20 protein-coding genes are annotated in these 20,790 nt (G+C 33.3%); 7 read left to right on the top strand and 13 right to left on the bottom strand.

Translation table 11 applies throughout. The features are described from left to right. Positions 1-78: 78 nt before the first annotated feature. From EQM13_RS09440 to EQM13_RS09460, 5 genes are all read right to left on the bottom strand, one after another. Complete coding sequence (locus EQM13_RS09440) at positions 79-537, bottom strand: VanZ family protein (RefSeq protein WP_083381714.1); 459 nt, start codon at positions 535-537, stop codon at positions 79-81. 96 nt (positions 538-633) lie between these two features. Continuing rightward, on the bottom strand, positions 634-1,107 hold the full coding sequence (locus EQM13_RS09445; RefSeq protein ID WP_161567210.1) for a prepilin-type N-terminal cleavage/methylation domain-containing protein: 474 nt from the start codon (positions 1,105-1,107) through the stop codon (positions 634-636). 60 nt (positions 1,108-1,167) lie between these two features. Continuing rightward, complete coding sequence (locus tag EQM13_RS09450) at positions 1,168-1,509, bottom strand: type II secretion system protein (protein WP_240663027.1); 342 nt, start codon at positions 1,507-1,509, stop codon at positions 1,168-1,170. Then, positions 1,506-2,843: a DUF7305 domain-containing protein gene (locus EQM13_RS09455; RefSeq protein ID WP_161567211.1), complete on the bottom strand. Its 1,338-nt coding sequence runs from the start codon at positions 2,841-2,843 to the stop codon at positions 1,506-1,508. Before EQM13_RS09455 ends, EQM13_RS09450 begins: the two co-directional genes overlap by 4 nt. 142 nt (positions 2,844-2,985) lie before the next feature. Beyond that, positions 2,986-3,879, bottom strand: a complete 894-nt coding sequence (locus EQM13_RS09460) for a diguanylate cyclase (protein ID WP_071138569.1) — start codon at positions 3,877-3,879, stop codon at positions 2,986-2,988. A 104-nt stretch (positions 3,880-3,983) separates the two neighbouring features. Here EQM13_RS09460 and EQM13_RS09465 point away from each other — a divergent pair, with 104 nt between their 5' ends. Beyond that, positions 3,984-4,229, top strand: a complete 246-nt coding sequence (locus EQM13_RS09465) for a helix-turn-helix domain-containing protein (protein WP_071138568.1) — start codon at positions 3,984-3,986, stop codon at positions 4,227-4,229. Between the two features lie 173 nt (positions 4,230-4,402). On the opposite strand, the gene EQM13_RS09470 is transcribed toward EQM13_RS09465, so the two are convergent. After that, positions 4,403-4,888, bottom strand: a complete 486-nt coding sequence (locus EQM13_RS09470) for a GNAT family N-acetyltransferase (RefSeq protein ID WP_161567212.1) — start codon at positions 4,886-4,888, stop codon at positions 4,403-4,405. Positions 4,889-5,087: 199 nt separating this feature from the next. Here EQM13_RS09470 and EQM13_RS09475 point away from each other — a divergent pair, with 199 nt between their 5' ends. Further along, positions 5,088-5,816, top strand: a complete 729-nt coding sequence (locus EQM13_RS09475) for an EcsC family protein (RefSeq protein ID WP_240662914.1) — start codon at positions 5,088-5,090, stop codon at positions 5,814-5,816. Between the two features lie 79 nt (positions 5,817-5,895). Here the strand turns inward: EQM13_RS09475 and EQM13_RS09480 are convergent, their stop codons facing one another. The 4 genes from EQM13_RS09480 to EQM13_RS09495 form a co-directional block, all read right to left on the bottom strand. Further along, positions 5,896-7,083: a MalY/PatB family protein gene (locus tag EQM13_RS09480; protein ID WP_071138567.1), complete on the bottom strand. Its 1,188-nt coding sequence runs from the start codon at positions 7,081-7,083 to the stop codon at positions 5,896-5,898. A gap of 141 nt (positions 7,084-7,224) precedes the next feature. Further along, on the bottom strand, positions 7,225-8,103 hold the full coding sequence (locus tag EQM13_RS09485) for a YitT family protein (protein WP_071138566.1): 879 nt from the start codon (positions 8,101-8,103) through the stop codon (positions 7,225-7,227). A 193-nt stretch (positions 8,104-8,296) separates the two neighbouring features. Further along, a complete protein-coding gene (locus tag EQM13_RS09490) occupies positions 8,297-9,076 on the bottom strand; it encodes a dimethylarginine dimethylaminohydrolase family protein (RefSeq protein ID WP_128752515.1) in 780 nt (259 codons plus the stop codon). Positions 9,077-9,221: 145 nt separating this feature from the next. Continuing rightward, positions 9,222-10,586: a sigma-54 interaction domain-containing protein gene (locus tag EQM13_RS09495; RefSeq protein ID WP_071138587.1), complete on the bottom strand. Its 1,365-nt coding sequence runs from the start codon at positions 10,584-10,586 to the stop codon at positions 9,222-9,224. Between the two features lie 217 nt (positions 10,587-10,803). On the opposite strand from EQM13_RS09495, the gene EQM13_RS09500 reads away from it, so the two are divergent. The 4 genes from EQM13_RS09500 to EQM13_RS09515 all read left to right on the top strand — a co-directional run bounded on the left by EQM13_RS09500 (position 10,804) and on the right by EQM13_RS09515 (position 15,846). Next, positions 10,804-11,424, top strand: coding sequence for a TetR family transcriptional regulator (locus EQM13_RS09500; protein WP_071138563.1), 621 nt, complete (start codon positions 10,804-10,806; stop codon positions 11,422-11,424). Between the two features lie 4 nt (positions 11,425-11,428). Then, the gene (locus tag EQM13_RS09505) at positions 11,429-13,681 is read left to right on the top strand and encodes an ABC transporter ATP-binding protein (RefSeq protein ID WP_128752516.1); all 2,253 of its coding nucleotides are present in this window, start codon (positions 11,429-11,431) and stop codon (positions 13,679-13,681) included. Continuing rightward, positions 13,674-15,509 (top strand): ABC transporter ATP-binding protein, encoded by a 1,836-nt coding sequence (locus EQM13_RS09510; protein WP_071138561.1) that lies wholly within the window; start codon positions 13,674-13,676, stop codon positions 15,507-15,509. The genes EQM13_RS09505 and EQM13_RS09510 overlap by 8 nt, the downstream gene beginning before the upstream one ends. Positions 15,510-15,600: 91 nt before the next feature. Then, positions 15,601-15,846 carry a 2-hydroxyacyl-CoA dehydratase gene (locus EQM13_RS09515; RefSeq protein WP_406565244.1) on the top strand — a complete coding sequence of 82 codons (246 nt, stop codon included), beginning with the start codon at positions 15,601-15,603 and terminating at the stop codon, positions 15,844-15,846. A gap of 79 nt (positions 15,847-15,925) precedes the next feature. Here the strand turns inward: EQM13_RS09515 and EQM13_RS09520 are convergent, their stop codons facing one another. Together EQM13_RS09520 and EQM13_RS09525 are read right to left on the bottom strand one after the other, a co-directional pair. Then, entirely contained in the window at positions 15,926-17,017 is a 1,092-nt protein-coding gene (locus tag EQM13_RS09520; RefSeq protein WP_071138559.1) for a dipeptide epimerase, read from the bottom strand. A gap of 151 nt (positions 17,018-17,168) precedes the next feature. Beyond that, positions 17,169-17,495: a DUF3870 domain-containing protein gene (locus EQM13_RS09525; protein ID WP_071138558.1), complete on the bottom strand. Its 327-nt coding sequence runs from the start codon at positions 17,493-17,495 to the stop codon at positions 17,169-17,171. Between the two features lie 233 nt (positions 17,496-17,728). Between EQM13_RS09525 and EQM13_RS09530 the strand changes: the two genes are divergently transcribed. Further along, the gene (locus tag EQM13_RS09530) at positions 17,729-19,450 is read left to right on the top strand and encodes an IS1634 family transposase (RefSeq protein WP_128752517.1); all 1,722 of its coding nucleotides are present in this window, start codon (positions 17,729-17,731) and stop codon (positions 19,448-19,450) included. Between the two features lie 214 nt (positions 19,451-19,664). Here EQM13_RS09530 and EQM13_RS09535 read toward each other — a convergent pair whose 3' ends face one another. Continuing rightward, the gene (locus tag EQM13_RS09535; RefSeq protein WP_114217655.1) at positions 19,665-20,789 is read right to left on the bottom strand and encodes an ABC transporter permease subunit; all 1,125 of its coding nucleotides are present in this window, start codon (positions 20,787-20,789) and stop codon (positions 19,665-19,667) included. Position 20,790: the final 1 nt, after the last annotated feature.

Below are 20,790 nucleotides of genomic sequence, written 5' to 3' on the forward strand. Positions count from 1 at the left end.
GGTAAAATTTTTATTTACCATCCTTTTTATACAACTTTTATACAACGCTCTCTTATCTTTCTTCCATTTAAAAATATGTCAATACTTGTTCTTTTTAATCTTACTTATTGCTTCATATATGGCAATACCCATAAGAGATCCTGCACTATCAATCAACACATCTTTTATCTGAGCACCTCTGCCGGATACAAAAATCTGATGAAATTCATCGCTGATTGCATAAACAATGCAAAATGAGATAGAGATAATAAATATTTTAAATCTTCCCATCTTACTTTTTTTCATCAAATTTATTATCAATATTCCTAAAATTAAATAGGAAAAAAAATGAGCATTTTTCCGTATTAAGTGATTCGTTCTGTCAAAATCAAAATTTGAATTAGGTGCAGCTCTTTCTGCTGAATTTATAACGATTTCCGTTATCTTTTTGCTCAGAGCGTTAGACTTTGATACGGGTTGAGACGATAAAACAAAGATAATTGACAGCCAAAATAATATAACAACATAAAATATAATCCGTTTTTTGTTCTGATTCATTTTCATAATTCCCTCTATTGATTACTTTATTTATATATAATTTCATTTTATCATTAATTTGTCCTGATTCAAAGGAAAAGAACTGTTTTATTTGATTTACCGCTTGGTATAATATATGACATGAGTCCCTTCATTGTCTATATCTATGGAAGGATTGTTTTCTAAAGGTATTTCCGTTTCTATTTCATAATTATCTCGAGATATTTTTAGACTCAATCCCCCATTCTTCGGTTTAAAGAGTATATCCGATAATTCGGCAATTACCTCTTCCTCGTCTTCTTCTGAATATTTCTTAACCAACTTATTTTCTTCCAACCCAATAGAATAATACTCGCTTTTTCCATTAATTTTTCCATCTTCGGAGACTTTAGAGGTTATAAAATCTGCCATTCTAATTTCCTCTGTTACTTTATCCATAGCTACTCTTACATTTCTTTGTATATCGCCTTGATCTACAGATCTATTGAAAATATTATTCCCAAGAAAATATATATTGAATATCAATAACAATGCTATTAATAATAAAGCTAGAGATAATATCAATTCCACAAGAGTGAATCCTTTATTCAATTCATTACATCCCCTATCCAATTTGTGCAAAACATAAAATCACTATCTACCTTTCTCATTTTATTGCGGAATATAAGTTGATATTGTATTTTTATTTTTATCATGTAAATTCACTTGAATTTTAATACCATCAGATTCACACTTAAAATCTTCTCCATTATCATCATGAAATTCTAACTTTAATGTATATTCCTCCCGATTCGAATCTTCTCCATTATTCTTAATTGCCTTTTCAATGTTTTCCTGAGCTTGAAAAATATACCGAGTTTTCTCCCCCGAAGAAAATATATTTTTCATATTTCCTGAAAGCACAGTTAAAAGTATAGCAGCAAGCATACCTACTATACCTATGGAAACCACTACTTCAATCAAAGTAAAACCCTTTCTCTCCAAGTGCATCATCTCCAATAAGCTATTTTATAGGCACTGCCGGAAGAACCATCTTCCTCTGAATCTGGCAGTGTTATTTTTATTTCTTTATTTGGTGAATCTATTCTGCAACCTCCTCCCAACACAATACTGCCTCCGACTATCCCCCCTGTAACCGATGCCCCGCCGCCGATGTCTATGGAAGCCTTCGGTGCATATATATTCATGGATCTTGCTCCTCCATTAATTGTAATTTTACTTCCCGCCGTAATCAAATCTCCATAAACACTTCCGCTTCCGCTGATATTTATTTCCCGGCTGTTTGAGTACAGGGATGCATATATTTGAGTTTCATTATCTACGTTAATTGTATTTGCGGAATTAGAATATATTTTAACATTATCCGTCTTCCCTTCTCTTTCATTTATTCCACCCTTAACTTTAAAATTATTATCCACATACAGATACAGCTTTCCGTCTCCGACAACTTCTATACGTCCTTGTTCTATATTTAAATTTCTTACTCTCAGCACTATGTCCCCATCACTTGTATCCACACGCAAAGTGGTATTTTGTATTATATTTATACTGTCATAATATCTGCTGCTTCCTATAACCGTGTTATTATTCTGCCAATATACTGTTAATATCCCATTCTCAGCGTGACTTTCAGGATTTTCTGTAGGCAACCCTTCGGACAAATCTTCGGGAAACTCAGGCAGTAAAGGAATAGGATAATTTTGCTTTTCAATGTACTCTACATCAGGCATCATTTGTTTTTTCCATTCGCTATTATCAACCTTAATCACATCATCATTTAAAGCCTCTATATTTCCCTCTATAGTAGGCCATCCTGAAATATGTATGGAACCCGGCTCCTCTGAATTACTTCCTATATTGCCTTTTACGGTTCCTCCCCGGATCTCAATGCTGCTGTTTCCAAATACCGCTGCAATTAACTCTACAGTTTGAGAATCTCCACTTTTATCTCCAGACATGACCAATTCCGCTTTTCTGTCTACAGTACTTTTATTATACGGAACTTTTCCCGTAGAAATTATATACAAATTATCTCCCGATTTAACTATACTTACCACAAATTCTCCTTCTCCGAATTTTACCGGCTCACTATAAAGAGGAAGGGATTCATTAAATTTCTTCAAAGCATCTCCGCTCATCTTTGATATCCAATCTGCAGTTCCTATCGCTCCGGATCTTGCTATATAGTAAGCTTTCACTTTTTTCTCTTGAATCAAAGTTTTGTTAAATTCTCCCCCAGCTACCGTAATCATAGTCAAACCAAATATTAAAATTATGCTTAATATCATTACAACCGAAAGAAGTATGTACCCCTTATCGTTTTTCATTGACATTTATTTAATCCCTTCATTTCTAATTATTATCATAATTTTATCACGGTTTTACTGCACTATCAACAACTTATGCATATTTGTATATTCTTTTCTCATAAGGGTAGCGTATATGCACCTTCGCTGGTTTAATATGTCTTTATACATTGTTTAAATATTTCACAATCAATCTGTCCAATTCCCTGCTTAATTTTAGTACCTCTTTACTGCTTGCATTACTGCCATCTTTCGGAATTTTTCTGTCCAATTCATTTTTCATCTTTTCAATATTTTGCTTTAGATTTTTTAAATCATTTACTTCTATCCGCTTTTCTTCTTGCTTTGTTCTCTTTTCTTTATATAAATCCTTATCTGCTGTTTTTATCATTTCTTTTAAATTATCAAAATATTCGGAACAAGCTATACCTGCACTGACATGAATATCAGCGTTAACTTCCATGGTGCTTTTATTAATCTCTTTTTCTATTCTTTGAATCACTTTATTCAAGCCTTTTTTGCCTTGCTTGTGTAGTAAAACTAAGAATTCGTCTCCACCATATCTTATTCCTAAGTCTTCTTTTCTTATACTCCTTTTAATTGCCTGTCCAACTATTTCTATTGCCTTATCTCCCGCTAAATGTCCGTAATTGTCATTAATTTTTTTTAAATTATCTATATCTATCAGTATTACGGAAATGTCTTTAAGCTCGGGATGACAAAAAAATTCACTATTCATTTGCTCCCAATAATTTCTATTATATAATCCTGTTGCAGTATCAATAAGGGCCTTATTGCAATTACAGCATTTATAGTTCTTTGGATTAATGACAATTATGTAATAAAGTTGGTCAGTAATATAAAATCCATCAATATTTACAAAATAGTTATCCGAAGTATACTGAATAGGTAAATCTACAGCTAAATTTTCTAAAATATTTAGTTCTTTAAGGTAGTCATAAGTCATCCGATATTCAATATTACTGTAACAAATCTTATGTTCCCGATTCATTACAATTTGAATTACCCCGTTGGTTTCAAAATTTCCCTCATGCATTACTGTTAACCTCCAAATTTACAATATGTTTTTTATTAGAACATATTATTCCATAATTTCGGATAAAATACAATTGTTCTAATAACGAACAGAGGTGATATATTATGAAATTAGTTTTAGATTCTAAAGAACACAATATCGCAGGCCCTAAAGTAAAAATCGCAAGGTTAAAAAGTAACATGACGCAAAAAGAGTTATCGATAAAACTCGAAACATTAGCTGTTTATATTGATAGAGCCAGCATTTCCAAACTCGAACACCAAAAAAGAATTATTACCGATATTGAATTAATGGCTTTATCTCAAATTTTAAATGTAAGTACCAACTATCTTTTGGGGTTAGAAGAATAATTTGTGTTCTAATAAAGAACATTATAACATTTATATTTCCTTTTGTGAACATAGCATTATATCTTTTTTCCTTCTATCAAAACAAAAGAGGCTTCTCTTAAAATATTGATAAATTAAGGAAGCCTCTTTTAAAACCCTTTTAACAAAACATGTTTCTTAATCTAATTTATGATTCAACAGTCAAATATTTTTTCATAACAATTAAAAATTCCTTTTCTAAACACAATCTGCCCTCTAAAAACATATCCGTTTCTTTTATAGAAATTAAGTGCAGAAAGATTCTCCGTAAAAACATCAAGTCTAACAGATGAATATCTCTTCTTCATTATATAATCTTCAGCAGACAATAAAGTTTTATTGCCTATTCCCCGCCTTTGAAAAACAGGTTCTACACAAAACCTATGTATAACACATATTTTTCCTTTAGTGTTAGCCCAATTAACCGATTTATATTCTGGCTCCTGAGATCCATTAATTACTATCGAAGATATGGGAATATTATTTAATGTATCAAAAACTACAAATAAACTTCTTTCTTCTATATCATTCCTCAAGATTTCTTTAGTCGGATAAACTTCATCCCACTGATCTATATTCAGTTTTCTCAGGTGAAAAACAACATTTTGATATATTTTAAATATTTTATCTATATCATTCATTTCAGCCAATCTAAATATATAACTCATGTTTATCCCTTCTTCCTGATTTCTCTTTCAATAACTCATTTTGCATCTGTTATTTGAATATTATTTTTAATTTGATATTAAGAAAGGATTTCTTTCTTTTTACATCAAGACAAAAATAGTATAATAATATAAGATATTATATAAAATATAAAAGATCTATAAAACAAGGCAGGTGATCAATATCAATTCCTATTATACAGAAATATTAAAGGAATTAAACGAATGGAAAAAGAAAACAAGAAGGAAGCCTTCTATAATCAACAATGCTTCAAAGACTATACAAAATAAATTCAACAGTATTCTTCCAGAACCATATCACGAAGCTGTAACCGCAGCTATAAAGACCATGGTTAAAGCCGTACTTACAGGCTCCCAATTTTTAAGCAAAAAACCGTATCTCCAAATATCTCTTCCCGAAAGAGAAAATTTAGTAAAAGAAAAAATAAACTTTTACAGAAAAACCGCGATGATAGAAGGAGCAGGCACAGGAGCAGGAGGTTTTTTAATAGCCCTTGCCGATTTTCCGTTACTTTTAAGCATTAAAATAAAGCTTCTCTATGATATTGCCGCTATTTACGGTTTTGACACGAATGATTACAAAGAAAGACTTTATATCCTTCACATTTTCCAACTTGCTTTCTCAAGTCAGGCCAAAACAAATCAGGTATTTTCAAAGATGGAAAACTGGGAGGAGTATTCAAAAACACTTCCTGATGATATAAATCTCTTTAATTGGAGAGACTTTCAGCAGGAATACAGGGATTATATAGACATTGCAAAACTCATGCAGATGCTTCCGGTAATAGGAGCATTGGTAGGCATGTCTGTAAACTCCAAACTTATAAATAAGCTGGGAATCACCGCTATGAACTCCTACAGGATGAGAATATATGACTTATAAAGCAATAATCCCTATTGTTTTATATTTTTCTGCATAAGTACAGACAATGCAAGCTGTAACCTCCACACCTCCCCCTGTATTAATCATACTCCTCTTTTATTACAGTACATATCCTCTTAAGTCCCTCTTTAAGCAAACTCCTCGGGCATGCAAAATTTATTCTTAAAAATCCGTCTCCTCCATTTCCAAACCATGTCCCGCCATCTAAAGCAACCTTCCCTTTATGATAAACAAAATTTTCCAACTTCTTACCGCTTCTTTCGTATTCCCTAAAGTCCAGCCAACCTAAATATGTTGCTTGAGGATTAATGAGCTTAGCCTTTGGAAGGTTTTCAGCGAGATATTTATGTATAAAATCAATGTTTTCTTCAAGATAATTCAGCAGATGGTCCAACCAATCCTCAGATTTGTTGTATGCCGCTTCAAGAGCTACAATACTTAAGGGATTTTGATTCCCTATAGAATTTTTGTCCAAAACTTTTTTATATTTTCTCCTATATTCCGGGTTTGGTATGATAATATTGGAGATTTCCATTCCTGCTAAATTAAATGTCTTGCTTGGAGCAGTACATGTTATGGAATTCATTCTAAAATCTTCTCTAATGGAACCAAACATTATATGTTTATATCCGGAAAATACCAAATCATTATGGATTTCATCGGCTACTACGATTACATTATTTTTTAAGCAAATATCTCCTAATCTTATAAGTTCTTCTTTCGTCCAAACTCTGCCTATAGGATTATGAGGGCTGCAAAGTATAAACATTTTCACTTTAGGATCTCTTGATTTTTTCTCAAAATCTTCAAAATCAATTTCATAGTGATCATCATTAAATATTAATGTATTGTCTGCCACAGTACATCCGTTTTCCTTTATAGAATTTGAAAACGGATAATATACAGGATTCTGTATTATTACTTTGTCTCCCGGTTCACAAAAAGCTTGTATTAGATAATTAATTGCAGGAACCACCCCTGGAGTATATTCAATCCATTCCTTCTCAATAGTCCAACCATGGCGTCTCTTAATCCAATTGATTATTGCCTCAAAATAAGAATCCGGCCTGACACTATAGCCGTATATACCATGCTCGGCTCTTTTTACAATTTCATCGATAATAGGCTGAGCCGATTTAAAATCCATATCTGCTACCCAAAAAGGAATTGCGTCCGATTCACCAAATAAATGTTTTAAACTTTCTTGATCCCATTTTACGGAATTAGTTCCCGAACGGTCAATCACTTCATCAAAGTTATATTTCATTCACACTCACTCCCGCAAATTTATTATAATATAAATAATTTTGGTACTAATTGAGTCTCACAAGACTTAAGTCACGTGCTTTAATATTTATATATTATATACTAATATTAATACTTGTACAACAAATCAGGCATTAACTATTTATATCCCCGTATTTTTAAATCCCTTTCCTCTTACCTCTACGACATCGCTTGCTATAAAAAATGCTTTCGGATCTATTTCATCAATAATATGTTTTAATTTTACCGTTTCTCTGGAAGTAACCACACAATATATAACCTTTTTGCCCTCTTTTGTATAAGCACCTGAGCCTTCCAAAAAGGTAACCCCTCTGTTTAACTGCTTTAGTATGGTATCTGCCAATTCTTCAGGCTTATTTGATATTATGATTATTTTTTTCCTTACATTAAGCCCTGTTTGTACTTTGTCTAAAATCCTGTATCCTATATACATGGATATCAATGTATACATTGCGGATTTGTATCCAAATAACAAAGACGAAAAAGATATTACTATCGTATTGGCTGCCATCAATCCAGACCCGATATTTATATTATATTTGGATTTAAGTACGGCGGCTATTATGTCAAATCCCCCTTGACAAGTTCTGTGCCTAAACATAAGCCCCATACCTATTCCGTTAAATATACCGCCAAAAATTGCCCCCAGCAGTATATCCTTTACCGCTAAATATTGATTGATGTCCTTGGTTACAGTCAATAAAAAAGAAAAAACCAGCATGGAAATAAATCCAAATACAGCAAATTCTCTATCCACCAGTCTGCTTCCTATTAAAAAAATAGGAAGATTTAAAATGAATACCATAATACCTGCCGGCATACCTGTCAGGTACTGAATTAATATTCCAATGCCTCCTATACCGCCGCTTAGAAGTCTGTTAGGTACAAAAAATACATTAAACGCGACAGCACAAAAGAGATTACCCAACAGTATAAAAAACAATTTTCTTACTACATCTTTGGACTTATCATTTTTCAATTTTTCAATATAATTTGACATAGAATTTACTTATCCTTTCAGCACGAAATATTTTGTTTTTATAACTATATATTATTATAATATATATTGCCCACTAATTCACGGCTGAAGTCACGGATAAACATAAATATTTTTATTCAATCCAGGACTTCGGAGTAATAAAATAAGCTGTCACAAATTAGTTTTGCAACAGCTTATCTTACAATGTACAATTTTATTTTGAGCTATCTTCCGGTATCCTAAGAGACAGGCAGGTAAGTCCGCCGTCCATCTTCTCAAATTCCGACATTTCAACTTCTACAATCTTAAAACCTGCATCAACTATGGCTTTCTTTGATTTTGAAAATCCCTTTGGAATTATAAGATGACCGTTCATTTTAACGCAGTTTGCAGAATAAGCTTCATCATCGTCTACTTTTATCATTTTAAATTTCTTAAATACATCATTATCCTTAAATTCACCGGCGGCAATAACTGTATTATTCCCTGCATAAATTACTCCCGTCTTAAGATGAAGTATTTGTTTTACCGGCACTGCTGAAGCGGTATACCCATATTTATTTAATATTGCCGTAAGCTGCCTTGCTCCTTCCGCATTCGTTCTCTTCGATTGTCCTATATAAAAGTGTTTGTCAATTCTCAGTATATCTCCTCCTTCAAGGCAGGCAGAACCCTCTAAATACTCGATATTGCTATAAAATTTCTTAAGAGTATCTATTATTTCCTTTTCTTCTCCCTTTCTTGAAGCAGCACCAGGTCTTGTAATTATGGCACACTTTTCAGTTACAACAGCTACATCCTCTACAAATGTGGAATCGGGATATCTTTCATCAGCTTCAAGTACAGTAACGGAACATCCGCATTCTTTTAGTGCTTCGATATAACCTTCATGTTGTTCTAATGCTTTTTCATAATCCGGTTTGCCGAGATCAGCGGTAGTTATACCATCAGCAAAATTTTTAGATGGCTTTCTCACTATTACATTTTTTATCATTCCAAACATCTCCTTTTATTTATAGAGCATATTTTTTAACTGTAATATTAATAAGCAAAATTCATGCCAATAATAAAATACCATAACAGAGCTACTTTTAATGAAAAACAAGGAAAATTTTTTTGCTTTTTAGCAAAATTTTTTTCTATTTCAAATTATATTTTAATAATTTATAATTAAGACTCTGTCTTGAAATTTTCAGAGTTTCCGCTGCTTCTGTAACATTTTTGGTATCTTTTAAAACTTTCTCAATAATACTTTTCTCATAGTTATCCACAAGCTCTGCCAGCGATTTTTCACCTGATTTAAAATCTGTATTAAGCCGATTATGTCCTCTTACGGAAAAAATATAATCCGGCAAATCCTCTACCATTATCATATCATTAGACGCTAAGTTAAAAGATGCTTCTATTACATTTTTCAATTCCCGTATATTTCCCGGCCAGGAATACGTTTTAAATATTTTCTTTACCGATTCGCTAAGACCTTTTATGGATTTACCCATCTTCTTATTATATTCTTTTATGAAAAAATCATATAAAACTTCAATATCATTTTCTCTATCCTTTAGATCCGGTAAATTGATTTGAACCACTCCTATTCTATAAAACAGATCTTCTCTAAGTTTATTTTCAGCAACCGATTCCAAAGGCGGCTCATTAACTGCAGATATTATTCTGACATCCACCTTTATACTATCTACAGAGCCAACTCTTCTTATTTCCTGATTTTCGATGGCTTTAAGCAGTTTGGCCTGCATAGACAATTCCATTGAATTTATTTCGTCAAGAAAAAGAGTTCCCCCGTTAGCGGCCTCGAACAATCCCCTTCTATTTTCCGCCCCTGTATAGCCGCCTTTTACCGTACCAAACAATATACTTTCAAAAAGAGTCGAAGGAATTGCCGCACAATTTTGTGATATAAAAGGTTTTGATACTCTCTTGCTGTTCTTGTGTATGGATTGAGCAACCATCTCTTTTCCTGTCCCCGTATGCCCGTAAATCAGAACCGGAGAATCCGTCTTGGCCGTTCTCAAAATAGTCTTCTTTATATTAATCATCTTCTCGTCATTAGTAACTATATCGTCTATATTATAATAATTATTTCTGTTCTCATCTATTTCCTTTAATTTTAATGATATACCCTTCCTTCGTTTGTCCGGATCAATATATAAAGAAACCTCAACAGCTCCTACTATCTTTTCTCCTGATTTTATGGGAAATGTAGAATTTACCGCATATATTTCAATTCCCTTATAATTAACAAGATGCTGTTCTTCATTTAAAATCGCATTACCCGTATTCAATACTCTCAGCATACTGCTGTTACGTTCATTTAATCCCGGATATATATCCCAAATGTATCTTCCCACAATCTCTTCATCGTAAAGGTTATATATATCCGTCCTATAGTTTCCAGAATACTCAATAATGCCTTTATCATTTATCATTACTATTGCATCAATATAATTGTACAAACTCAATATTTGTTTAATATAATTCTGCAACATTTGATCACCCTTTATTTTCACTTATACTTAAAATCCATCCTATATAAAGTATAAGATAATATACATAATATATCAACCAGTAAACATTATTCAAAAATTCCATAGTAAAACTTTCATTTAATATATTGGTTTTTTCTTGACAAATAATTAAATGATAACTATAATAATGACAGGGTGTCATATGACACCCTGTCATTATTATGAAGGGAGGATACTAATGCCTAAAACTACTTTTTATAATTTACCTCCTGAAAAAAAGAAAAGAATTTTTGAAGCAGCAAGAAAGGAATTCTCCAGAGTTCCTTATAATAAGGCATCTATTAACCAAATAATTCAGGATGCCAATATTTCAAGAGGGAGTTTCTATACTTATTTTGAAGATAAAAAAGATTTGGTTCAGTATATGATGGACGAATATGCTACAAAGTTGGTAATCCAAGGAAAGAAAACCTTAGAAAATTCTAACGGAGATATTTTTGCCACATTTACAGACTTATTCAATTTTACTCTTGAATACAGTATCGTAAGAGACGCTATGTCCATGTTCAAAAATATATTCGTAGGAATGCATACCAGTGGAGATTTTGCCATAAGTGAAACCTTTAATTTCAGAAATGAAATGGAAGATATTAAGGCTCTTATATCAAATATCAATACTGAAAATCTTTGTGTTGATAATAAAGAAGAGTTAAAGGACCTTTTGGAAATTCTCATTTGTATTATGAAATTTTCCATTTTACACGCTCCTACAACTTCGGAAAATTTACCTCAGGCAAAAGCTCATTTTTTAAATAAAATTAATATCATCAAATATGGCATATTGAAGGAGAGGAACTAATTAAATGTTAAGGATTTTTAAATATCTAAAGAAATCAATCATTCCAATCTTAGTAATAATAGTACTTTTGGCTATACAAGCAGTTACAGATCTGTCTTTGCCGGAATATACTTCAAAAATTGTAAACGTAGGAATCCAACAAGGAGGCATTGATAATGCAGCTCCAACTATAATTCGAGAAAAAGAAATGAATAAAATTTTATTGTTTATGAATAATTCAGAAAAAGAGACGGTGCTAAAAAATTATACTCTGCTCAATCAAAAAAATTTAAGTAAAAATGATTTCAAGGAATATAAAGATGAATACCCTGCATTGAAATCTCAATCTTTATATAAGTTAAAAAACATAGATGAAAATACTTTGAAAAAATTGAATTCTACTATGAGTAAATCCATAATCATTGTCTCTCAATTAGAAACCAAATCGGATGAAGTCACCGCTTTAACCAAACAATTGATGAATGCTTTTCCTAAAGGAGCGCTGCCGAAAAATGCCGATATATTCGATATATTTTCACTTTTACCCCAAGAACAGCGTATCGAAATGTTGAAAAAGATAAACGATAAATTTGCCGGCATGTCGGATAGTATGATTGAGCAGGCAGCAACAGTCTATGTAAAAAACGAATATAAGGTTATCGGTATTAATACTGATAAAATGCAAAACCACTATATAACTTTTTCCGGTCTAAAAATGTTAATTTTGGCCTTAATAGGTGTAATAGCGTCTATTTTAGTTACACTTTTATCTTCCAGAGTTGCTGCAAAATTGAGCAAAAAGCTGAGAGAAGAAGTCTTCACCAAAGTAATTAATTTTTCCAATAACGAGTTTAATCGGTTCTCAACTGCATCATTGATTACACGAAGCACAAATGACATACAGCAAGTTCAAATGATGATGATGTTATTGTTCAGAATCGTAATCTATGCTCCCATTTTAGGCGTCGGCGCATTTGTCCGAGCAGGAAATGCCAATAGTTCTATGGAATGGGTCATAGGTATAGCCATACTTATAATTTTATTCTTAGTAATAGGATTATTCTCTATTGCTATGCCAAGATTTAAAAAACTGCAACAATTAATCGACAGGTTAAACCTGGTATCCCGTGAAATATTAACCGGTTTAACGGTTATTCGTGCCTTCGGCAATGAAAAACACGAGGAACAACGTTTTGATGATGTTAATCGTGACTTGACGCGAATCAGCCTGTTTGTAAACCGAATAATGACTATTATGATGCCTACTATGATGCTTATAATGAACGGAATTGCCGTATTGATCGTTTGGGTAGGTGCCGAAAAAATAAATGCCGGCTCCATGCAGGTAGGCGATTTGATGGCATTTATTCAATACACTATCCAGATAGTCATGGCATTTATAATGATTTCTATAATCTCCATAATTCTTCCCCGAGCTTCTGTTTCGGCAAAGCGTATTTTGGAAGTACTGGATACGGAAATTTCAATTAAAGATCCCGGAAATCCTCAACGTTTTGACGAATCCAAAAGAGGATACGTTGAGTTTAAAGATGTCTCTTTTAAATATCCTTATGCTAAGGAAGAAGTTTTAAGCCATATCAGTTTTACTGCAAATCCGGGAGAAACCACCGCTATTATTGGGAGTACCGGAAGCGGTAAATCTACGATTATTAATTTAATACCACGCTTTTTTGATGTAACTGAAGGTGAAGTATTGGTTAGCGGAGTAAACGTCAAAAATGTTAAACAGCATGACCTAAGAGACCAACTTGGATTTGTACCGCAAAAGGGAATTCTGTTCTCGGGAACCGTAGAATCTAACGTTAAATACGGTAAAAAGGATGCCTCTGCAGAAACAATAAAAAAAGCTGTCCGGATTGCACAAGCCACCGACTTCGTTGAAAGCAAACCGGATAAATACCAAAGCGAGATTTCACAAGGCGGAGACAATGTATCCGGAGGACAAAAGCAGCGATTGTCTATTGCAAGGGCGATTGCGAAAAACCCCGATATTTATGTATTCGATGATAGTTTTTCAGCCTTAGATTTTAAAACCGATGCTGCTCTTCGTCATGCTCTTAAAAAAGAAACCCAAAAATCTACCGTTATAATCGTTGCACAGAGAATAAGCACCGTCTTACACGCAGAACAGATTATAGTACTGGATGAAGGCAAAATTGTGGGAAAGGGCACTCATCATCAGCTCATGAAAGACTGTGAAATTTACAGACAAATTGCTTTATCACAACTTTCAAAGGAGGAACTTACAAATGAGTAATCAAAATAAACGTTATAATAAACGTCCCAGAAATATGATGAGCAGTGAAAAAGCTAATGATTTCAAAGGTACTTTGAAAACTTTGATTTCTTACTTATCAGTATACAAAGTCAGAATTGCCTTTGTCATTGTATTTGCAATAGGAAGCACTGTATTTTCCATTGTCGGTCCTAAAATTTTAGGTAATGCCACCACGGAAATCTTTAATGGACTTGTAAGTAAAATTTCAGGAGGCAAAGGAATCGATTTTAATAAAATCGGACAGATTTTAACGATGCTTATAGGATTATATATAGTTAGTGCACTTTTTTCCTATGTCCAGAGCTTTATCATGACAGACATCTCTCAAAAATTCACTTATAATCTCCGTAAAAGTTTATCGGAAAAGATTGATAAGATGCCCGTAGGTTATTTTGAGACTCAAACCCATGGTGAAGTTTTATCTAGGATTACAAACGATGTTGATACTTTGAGCCAAAGTTTAAATCAAAGTTTAATTCAGATTATCACATCCTTTTGTTCAATTATCGGATCATTAGTAATGATGTTGTCTATCAGTTGGCAAATGACTTTAGTCGCTGTTCTGATCCTGCCATTTTCAATGGCTATTATAAGTTTCGTCATTAAAAGATCCCAGGGATATTTTAAACAGCAGCAAAGTCATTTAGGCCATGTAAACGGTCAAGTAGAAGAAGTCTACGGAGGGCAAAATATCGTCAAAGTATTTAACGGAGAAGATGAAGCTATCAATAGCTTTTCAAAAGAAAACGAACAGTTGTATCAATCAGCATGGAAATCCCAATTTTTCTCCGGAATAATGCAGCCAATCATGTCTTTTGTAGGTAATATCGGATATGTGGGAGTATCAATTCTTGGAGGATATTTAGCAATTAAGGGAACTATTACAGTAGGTAATATCCAATCCTTTATTCAATATACCAGAAGTTTCACAATGCCTATCGGACAAATTGCTCAGGTATCAAATATGTTACAATCGGCAGTTGCCTCTGCAGAAAGAATATTTGAATTTTTATCCGAAAAAGAAGAGGTACAGACAGTTCCTAATCCTGTATCAATTAACGGGCTGAAAGGAAATGTGGAATTTAAAAACGTCAACTTCGGATATACACCGGATCGTACTATTATCAACAACTTCAATGCTAATATAAAAGACGGGCAGACTATTGCAATTGTTGGTCCTACAGGCGCCGGAAAAACTACAATAGTGAAACTCCTTATGCGGTTTTATGATGTGAACAATGGGGCTATTTTAGTAGACGGCCATAATATAAAGGACTTTAACAGAAGGGATCTTCGTAAAATGTTTGGCATGGTATTACAGGATACCTGGTTGTTTAACGGCACAATAATGGATAATATCCGTTACGGAAGATTAGATGCTACCGACGAAGAAGTAATTGCTGCCGCTAAAGCTGCCTATGTCCATCATTTTATACAAACCTTGCCAGAAGGTTATAATATGGTGCTTAACGAGGAATCAACCAATATTTCTCAAGGTCAGAAACAATTGTTAACTATAGCTCGTGCTATCCTGGCAAACCCTGAAATTTTAATCTTGGATGAGGCAACCAGTTCGGTAGATACTCGTACAGAACTGAGGATTCAAAAAGCAATGCAAAATCTCATGAAGGGCAGGACTACATTTGCTATTGCCCATAGACTGTCAACGATTAGGGACGCGGATTTGATTTTGGTAATGAATAACGGTGATATTGTGGAACAAGGTACTCATGAACAGCTATTAAAGGCCAACGGATTCTACACCAGCATTTATAATTCTCAATTTGAAAGTGCTGAGGTTATTTAACGATTGATAAATTAATGAAAGTATTCTGCTATAGTAATAGCTGTATCATTTTAAAAAACATTTTTGCTTATACAATTATATAAGGGGGATAATATATGAGACCGAAACTTATGGAAGATTGTCCGAAGAATATAAAGCTGACGGAGTTGTAGACCTAACATGGCAGGCCTGTCATACTTACAATATTGAGTCCTTTACTGTTAAAAATTTTGTTAAAGAAAAACTGAACCTTCCTTTTATACAAATTGAAACCGATTATTCCGATTCGGATATTGAACAATTAAGAGTAAGGATAGAGGCTTTTTTAGAAACCATAGGAAAAACTGCCTATAACTAATAGATAATGAAAATATGATATGAAATACAATGTATTTCATATCATATTTTGTTATAACCCAAAAGTTTTTTCTGCTAAATCAGTCTAAATACTTTAACCCATTTATTTTTTTAATTCCAAGACCAGGTTCATCATTTAAGGTAATCTTGGATTCTTCAAAAGTTGACCCACCTTCTATGGTATCTTCACTGCAAAGGAAAGGACCGTCTAAATCTATTTTTGTAATAACACTTTTGGCTGCTGCCAGATGTACTGCGGCATTTACACTTACCTTTGATTCCAGCATACATCCAATCATACATTCCGTTCCGTATATTTCCGCAATAGAGCAAATTTTAAGTGCATCATGAAGTCCCCCTGTTTTCATAAGTTTAATGTTTATAAGATCTGCCGCTCCCTGTTGAAGTATATATAAAGCATCTTTCGGGGAAAATACGCTTTCATCTGCCAAAACAGGTATAGAAACATTATCCCTTACAAATTTTAACCCCTCTACATCATGAGCCTCTACAGGTTGTTCCACAAATTCAATTTCCAGACCTTCATCTTCCATTTTTCTTAAAACCCTTACGGCTTCTTTTGGTTTCCAACCTTGGTTAGCATCTATTCTAAGTTTTATATCATAGCCTACTGCCTTTCTTATAGTTTTCATTCTCTCTATATCAATCAGAGGATCCTTCCCTACCTTTATTTTTAAAGTTTTAAATCCTCTTTTAATAGCGTCCAAGCTGTCTTTGGCCATTTCTTCCGGTTCATTCACACTTATAGTTATATCCGTAGTTATTTCTTTTCTATGCCCTCCTAATAATTTATAGAGAGGAGCATTATACAATTGACCGTACAAATCATATAACGCTATATCTACGGCTGCCTTGGCGCTTGTATTTTTTACTATAGATCGATCAATTTTCTTCATTATCCCTTCAATGTTTTCTATATCCATTCCCATTATTGATTTTGAAATATAATCATTTATAGCTCCTACTATGGAACCTTTAGTATCTCCGGTTATAACTGCCGTAGGAGGAGCTTCTCCGTACCCTATATTGCCTGTATCCGTATGAACCTCTACAATTATATCTTCTATACTGGTTACAGTTCTTAACGCAGTCTTAAAAGGCACTTTAAGAGGAACTGAAATTTCTGCCACCCTAATATTTGTAATTTTCATATTCATTACCCCCATAATATTAAATTTATAACCCTGATAATTATACAAAAAACCAGCGAAAAACAAATCTTTTCGTTTTTCGCTGGTTTTCATTTACTCCGATATAGTTGTGCTATATCACATAAACAAAGCAGCTTTTCCTTTTAATATTTTACTTATAATATTTTTGTTTTACTTCCTGGTATTTTTTTAACGCATCCTTATAGGAAACCAAAATTGCTTTCTGGGATGTGCCATGATAGCGTTTTTTCAATTCCTGTTCTATATCGTCATCGTATTCATTTAATCTTTTTCCAATAAAAATTCCCCTTATAAAATTTTCAGTGATACTAAGAGTATGGGTACATCCTACATCTACTATCTCATCAGTTTCTACGTTCACTTCATAGGCCATATAAAATGAATGATATATTACACTAATGGCATTATCCATATTTGTCCTGGATTCACCTATAATATAAACCGTATTATCAGACATAACATCACCTTACATAATCGTCTTATATACTATAATCATCTACACCATATATAATATAATAACTTAAAGATTTTTTCAACAATTTTTCATAACACGGGTCTTTGACAGTTGAAGAATAAAAAAATCGCTAAAGTCATTGAAATGGCTTTATTTTTTTGTCAAATTTAAAATATTTATATTGCGGAATAGACCGGAATGTGTTATAATATTCTTATATATAGGAGGTGTCGTCCATGAGGTTATCAATCTCTAAATCTAAAAATGCTACTTCACTTTATGTTAAAAAAGATGTTGTGGTCAATGGTAAAAGGACTACTAAAATAGTTGAAAAATTAGGTACTGTTGCCGAATTGGAAAAAAAGTTGGGCGGCGAAGATCCTGTTGAATGGGCAAAAAAATATATTGCTCAGATGAATCTCCTTGAAAAAGAAGGCAAAGAAACTGATGTTATTGCTAAGTACTCTCCATCAAGATTATTGAAAAAAGATGTTCAATTTAGTTTCAATGGTGGCTACCTATTCCTCCAAAAAATTTATCATGATTTAGGGATACATAATATCTGCAGCGAAATTAAAAAAAAATATAAATTCAATTTTAATTTAGATTCCATTCTTTCAAGGTTAATTTATGGCAGAATACTTTTCCCCGGTTCTAAACTGTCGACCTATGAACTTTCTTCTGAATTAATTGAGCCACCGGATTTTCAACTCCAGCATATATACAGGGCACTTGAAATTATTGCAAAGGAATCAGATTTTATTCAATCATCTTTGTATCAAAACAGCTTAAAGGGTTCTAAACGAAATACCGGGATTCTTTATTACGACTGCACTAATTACTTTTTCGAAATTGAACAATCAGAAGGATTAAAACAATATGGCTTTGGAAAAGATCACAAACCAAATCCCATTGTACAGATGGGACTGTTTATGGATGGTGACGGCATTCCTCTTGCTTTCTCAATCAGCAAAGGAAATACAAATGAACAGCTTACCTTAAAGCCTTTGGAAAAAAAGATTTTGTCAGACTTCAATGTTTCAAGATTTGTGGTATGTACTGATGCAGGGCTTGCGTCTAATGCTAACAGGAAATTCAACGATAAAAACGATCGTGCTTTTATTACAACTCAATCGATCAAAAAATTGAAAAACTATCTTAAAGACTGGGCTCTTGATCCGAAAGGATGGCATCTTTCAGGAGATGATGGGCTCTACGATATCATGGAGCTTGATGAAAAAAATGATATTGAAAAAATATTTTATAAAGAACGCTGGATAAAAGAAGATGGATTAGAGCAAAGATTGGTTGTTACATATTCAATAAAATACAGAAATTATCATAGAAAGATACGCAGCTCGCAGATTGAACGTGCTATGAAATTGATAAATACAAATCCAAAAGCAAAATTAAAGAAGGCAAATCAAAATGACTATAAAAGATTCATAGAAAAAAAACATTACACTTCTGATGGGAAACAAGCAAAAAAAGAGATTTACAGCATAGATACGGATCTTATATCAAAAGAAGAAACATATGACGGTTTCTATGGTGTATGTACAAATCTTGAAGATGATGTTGATATAATCGTCAAAGTAAACAGAAAGCGCTGGGAAATTGAAGAATCATTCAGGATTATGAAAAGTGAATTTAAAGCAAGGCCTGTACACCTAAGCCGTGATGACAGAATTGAGGCGCATTTTATGACCTGTTTTATGGCTTTATTGATCTATAGGATATTGGAGAAAAAATTAGAAGAGAAGTTTACATGTAGTACTATTATCAACAGCTTACGTAAAATGAATTTTAAATTAGAAGAGGGAGAAGGATATATTCCCATATACACCAGAACAGATTTTACTGATGCCTTGCATGAGGTATTCGGATTTCGTACTGACTATGAAATCGTAACATTAAAACAAATGAAAAAAATTTTTAAGCTGACAAAAAATCGATAAACATTCCGCACTTTTATATTAATCTATAAAAGCTTGTATCCTATTGTTTTCAATAGCCTACAAGCTTTTTCTTTTCTCCAACTGTCAAACTTGGGATATACTATAATCATCTACACCATATATAATATAATAACTTAAAGATTTTTTCAACAATTTTTCATAACACAAATCAAAAGGAGGAAAATAGATTTCCCCCTACATGATTCAAAAATTTTTATTTAACATTATTCTTGCCGCCGGTATCCAATCTTAGCATGCGTCGATCCATATCTTTATCCTTTTGGCGTTTCCATGAATGGAGTATCAATGCTGTGGTAACAACGCCGTAAGATATAAACATTCGGAAGTACTCTCCTATCATTGCCTGACCGGTAATATACTTACCTGCCATCGGCATAACAATAAACATCAAATGAAACAAAATCGTACCAATAATAGCATTTGGAATAGTAGCTCTGGCAACAGTCGCGCCTCCTACTAAAAGAGAAGCTGCCGCAAAAAGAGCTGCCTGATCCGCTCCATTATATGTGTTTAAAGTCCCAATGTTCTGAAGATAAATAATTTGTCCGTAACAAGCAAGAACCGTTGAAATTACTATTGATTGAATACGCGTTTTTTCTACATTGATGCCGGCAGAATCAGAAACATTCATTTCCAATCCTACTGCTCTCATATCATGACCAAGCTTCGTTTTTCTAAACCAGAAGGTAAAGAGACAAAGCAAGCCGATAATCATAAAAGTCCCGAGAGGTATATTCACGCCTTCACTTGCACTTCCTATGCGTATCATCCACAAATTATCAAAACCCTTAGCCGTAGCTAAATTTAAAGCATTACGCACGCCATATCCTCTTGAGAGCAGCATGCCGGGATTTTTGAAATTGATTAAAGAGCCGCATACATACAAAAGGAAGAACTGATAAATCCCCGAAATAAAAAGTCCCAACATCATGGAAGTAATCATTTCTCTTCCTTTAGCCCTATTTAATACTACTCCTCCAAAATACCCAAGAACAATGGCTATGGGCGTCGAAACAAGAGCCGCCAACATAAGGCCCCAAGCACCTCCTACACCCCAGTCATTTATAAATATCAGTCCAATCTGTCCTGCCATAGCTCCTAAAGTCATTCCAAAATTTATACCCATCCCTGCCATTATAGGAAGGAGCAACGATAAAACTAAGAAGGAATTCCTCACTAATCGTGTTACAATCTGGTCTGCCAAATAAATTCCGGAAAACTGCGAAAGCGGAATTGCTATTATACTGATGACCAAAAACAGTACCGGAACAGCGCTGCCGGTAAGCAGTCGGCCCATTTTTCTTTTATCATAGTTCATA

The organism is Acidilutibacter cellobiosedens (genome assembly GCF_004103715.1).
Classification (GTDB): Bacteria; Bacillota; Clostridia; order Tissierellales; family Acidilutibacteraceae; genus Acidilutibacter; species Acidilutibacter cellobiosedens.

What these genes read in the sequence shown, in the direction of transcription:
- EQM13_RS09440 (WP_083381714.1), bottom strand. Translation starts at nt 537, where the DNA reads ATGAATCAGAACAAAAAACGGATTATATTTTATGTTGTTATATTATTT.
- EQM13_RS09450 (WP_240663027.1), bottom strand. Translation starts at nt 1,509, where the DNA reads ATGATGCACTTGGAGAGAAAGGGTTTTACTTTGATTGAAGTAGTGGTT.
- EQM13_RS09455 (WP_161567211.1), bottom strand. Translation starts at nt 2,843, where the DNA reads ATGAAAAACGATAAGGGGTACATACTTCTTTCGGTTGTAATGATATTA.
- EQM13_RS09460 (WP_071138569.1), bottom strand. Translation starts at nt 3,879, where the DNA reads ATGCATGAGGGAAATTTTGAAACCAACGGGGTAATTCAAATTGTAATG.
- EQM13_RS09465 (WP_071138568.1), top strand. Translation starts at nt 3,984, where the DNA reads ATGAAATTAGTTTTAGATTCTAAAGAACACAATATCGCAGGCCCTAAA.
- EQM13_RS09470 (WP_161567212.1), bottom strand. Translation starts at nt 4,888, where the DNA reads ATGAATGATATAGATAAAATATTTAAAATATATCAAAATGTTGTTTTT.
- EQM13_RS09480 (WP_071138567.1), bottom strand. Translation starts at nt 7,083, where the DNA reads ATGAAATATAACTTTGATGAAGTGATTGACCGTTCGGGAACTAATTCC.
- EQM13_RS09485 (WP_071138566.1), bottom strand. Translation starts at nt 8,103, where the DNA reads ATGTCAAATTATATTGAAAAATTGAAAAATGATAAGTCCAAAGATGTA.
- EQM13_RS09490 (WP_128752515.1), bottom strand. Translation starts at nt 9,076, where the DNA reads ATGATAAAAAATGTAATAGTGAGAAAGCCATCTAAAAATTTTGCTGAT.
- EQM13_RS09495 (WP_071138587.1), bottom strand. Translation starts at nt 10,586, where the DNA reads ATGTTGCAGAATTATATTAAACAAATATTGAGTTTGTACAATTATATT.
- EQM13_RS09500 (WP_071138563.1), top strand. Translation starts at nt 10,804, where the DNA reads ATGCCTAAAACTACTTTTTATAATTTACCTCCTGAAAAAAAGAAAAGA.
- EQM13_RS09505 (WP_128752516.1), top strand. Translation starts at nt 11,429, where the DNA reads ATGTTAAGGATTTTTAAATATCTAAAGAAATCAATCATTCCAATCTTA.
- EQM13_RS09510 (WP_071138561.1), top strand. Translation starts at nt 13,674, where the DNA reads ATGAGTAATCAAAATAAACGTTATAATAAACGTCCCAGAAATATGATG.
- EQM13_RS09520 (WP_071138559.1), bottom strand. Translation starts at nt 17,017, where the DNA reads ATGAAAATTACAAATATTAGGGTGGCAGAAATTTCAGTTCCTCTTAAA.
- EQM13_RS09525 (WP_071138558.1), bottom strand. Translation starts at nt 17,495, where the DNA reads ATGTCTGATAATACGGTTTATATTATAGGTGAATCCAGGACAAATATG.
- EQM13_RS09530 (WP_128752517.1), top strand. Translation starts at nt 17,729, where the DNA reads ATGAGGTTATCAATCTCTAAATCTAAAAATGCTACTTCACTTTATGTT.
- EQM13_RS09535 (WP_114217655.1), bottom strand. Translation starts at nt 20,789, where the DNA reads ATGAACTATGATAAAAGAAAAATGGGCCGACTGCTTACCGGCAGCGCT.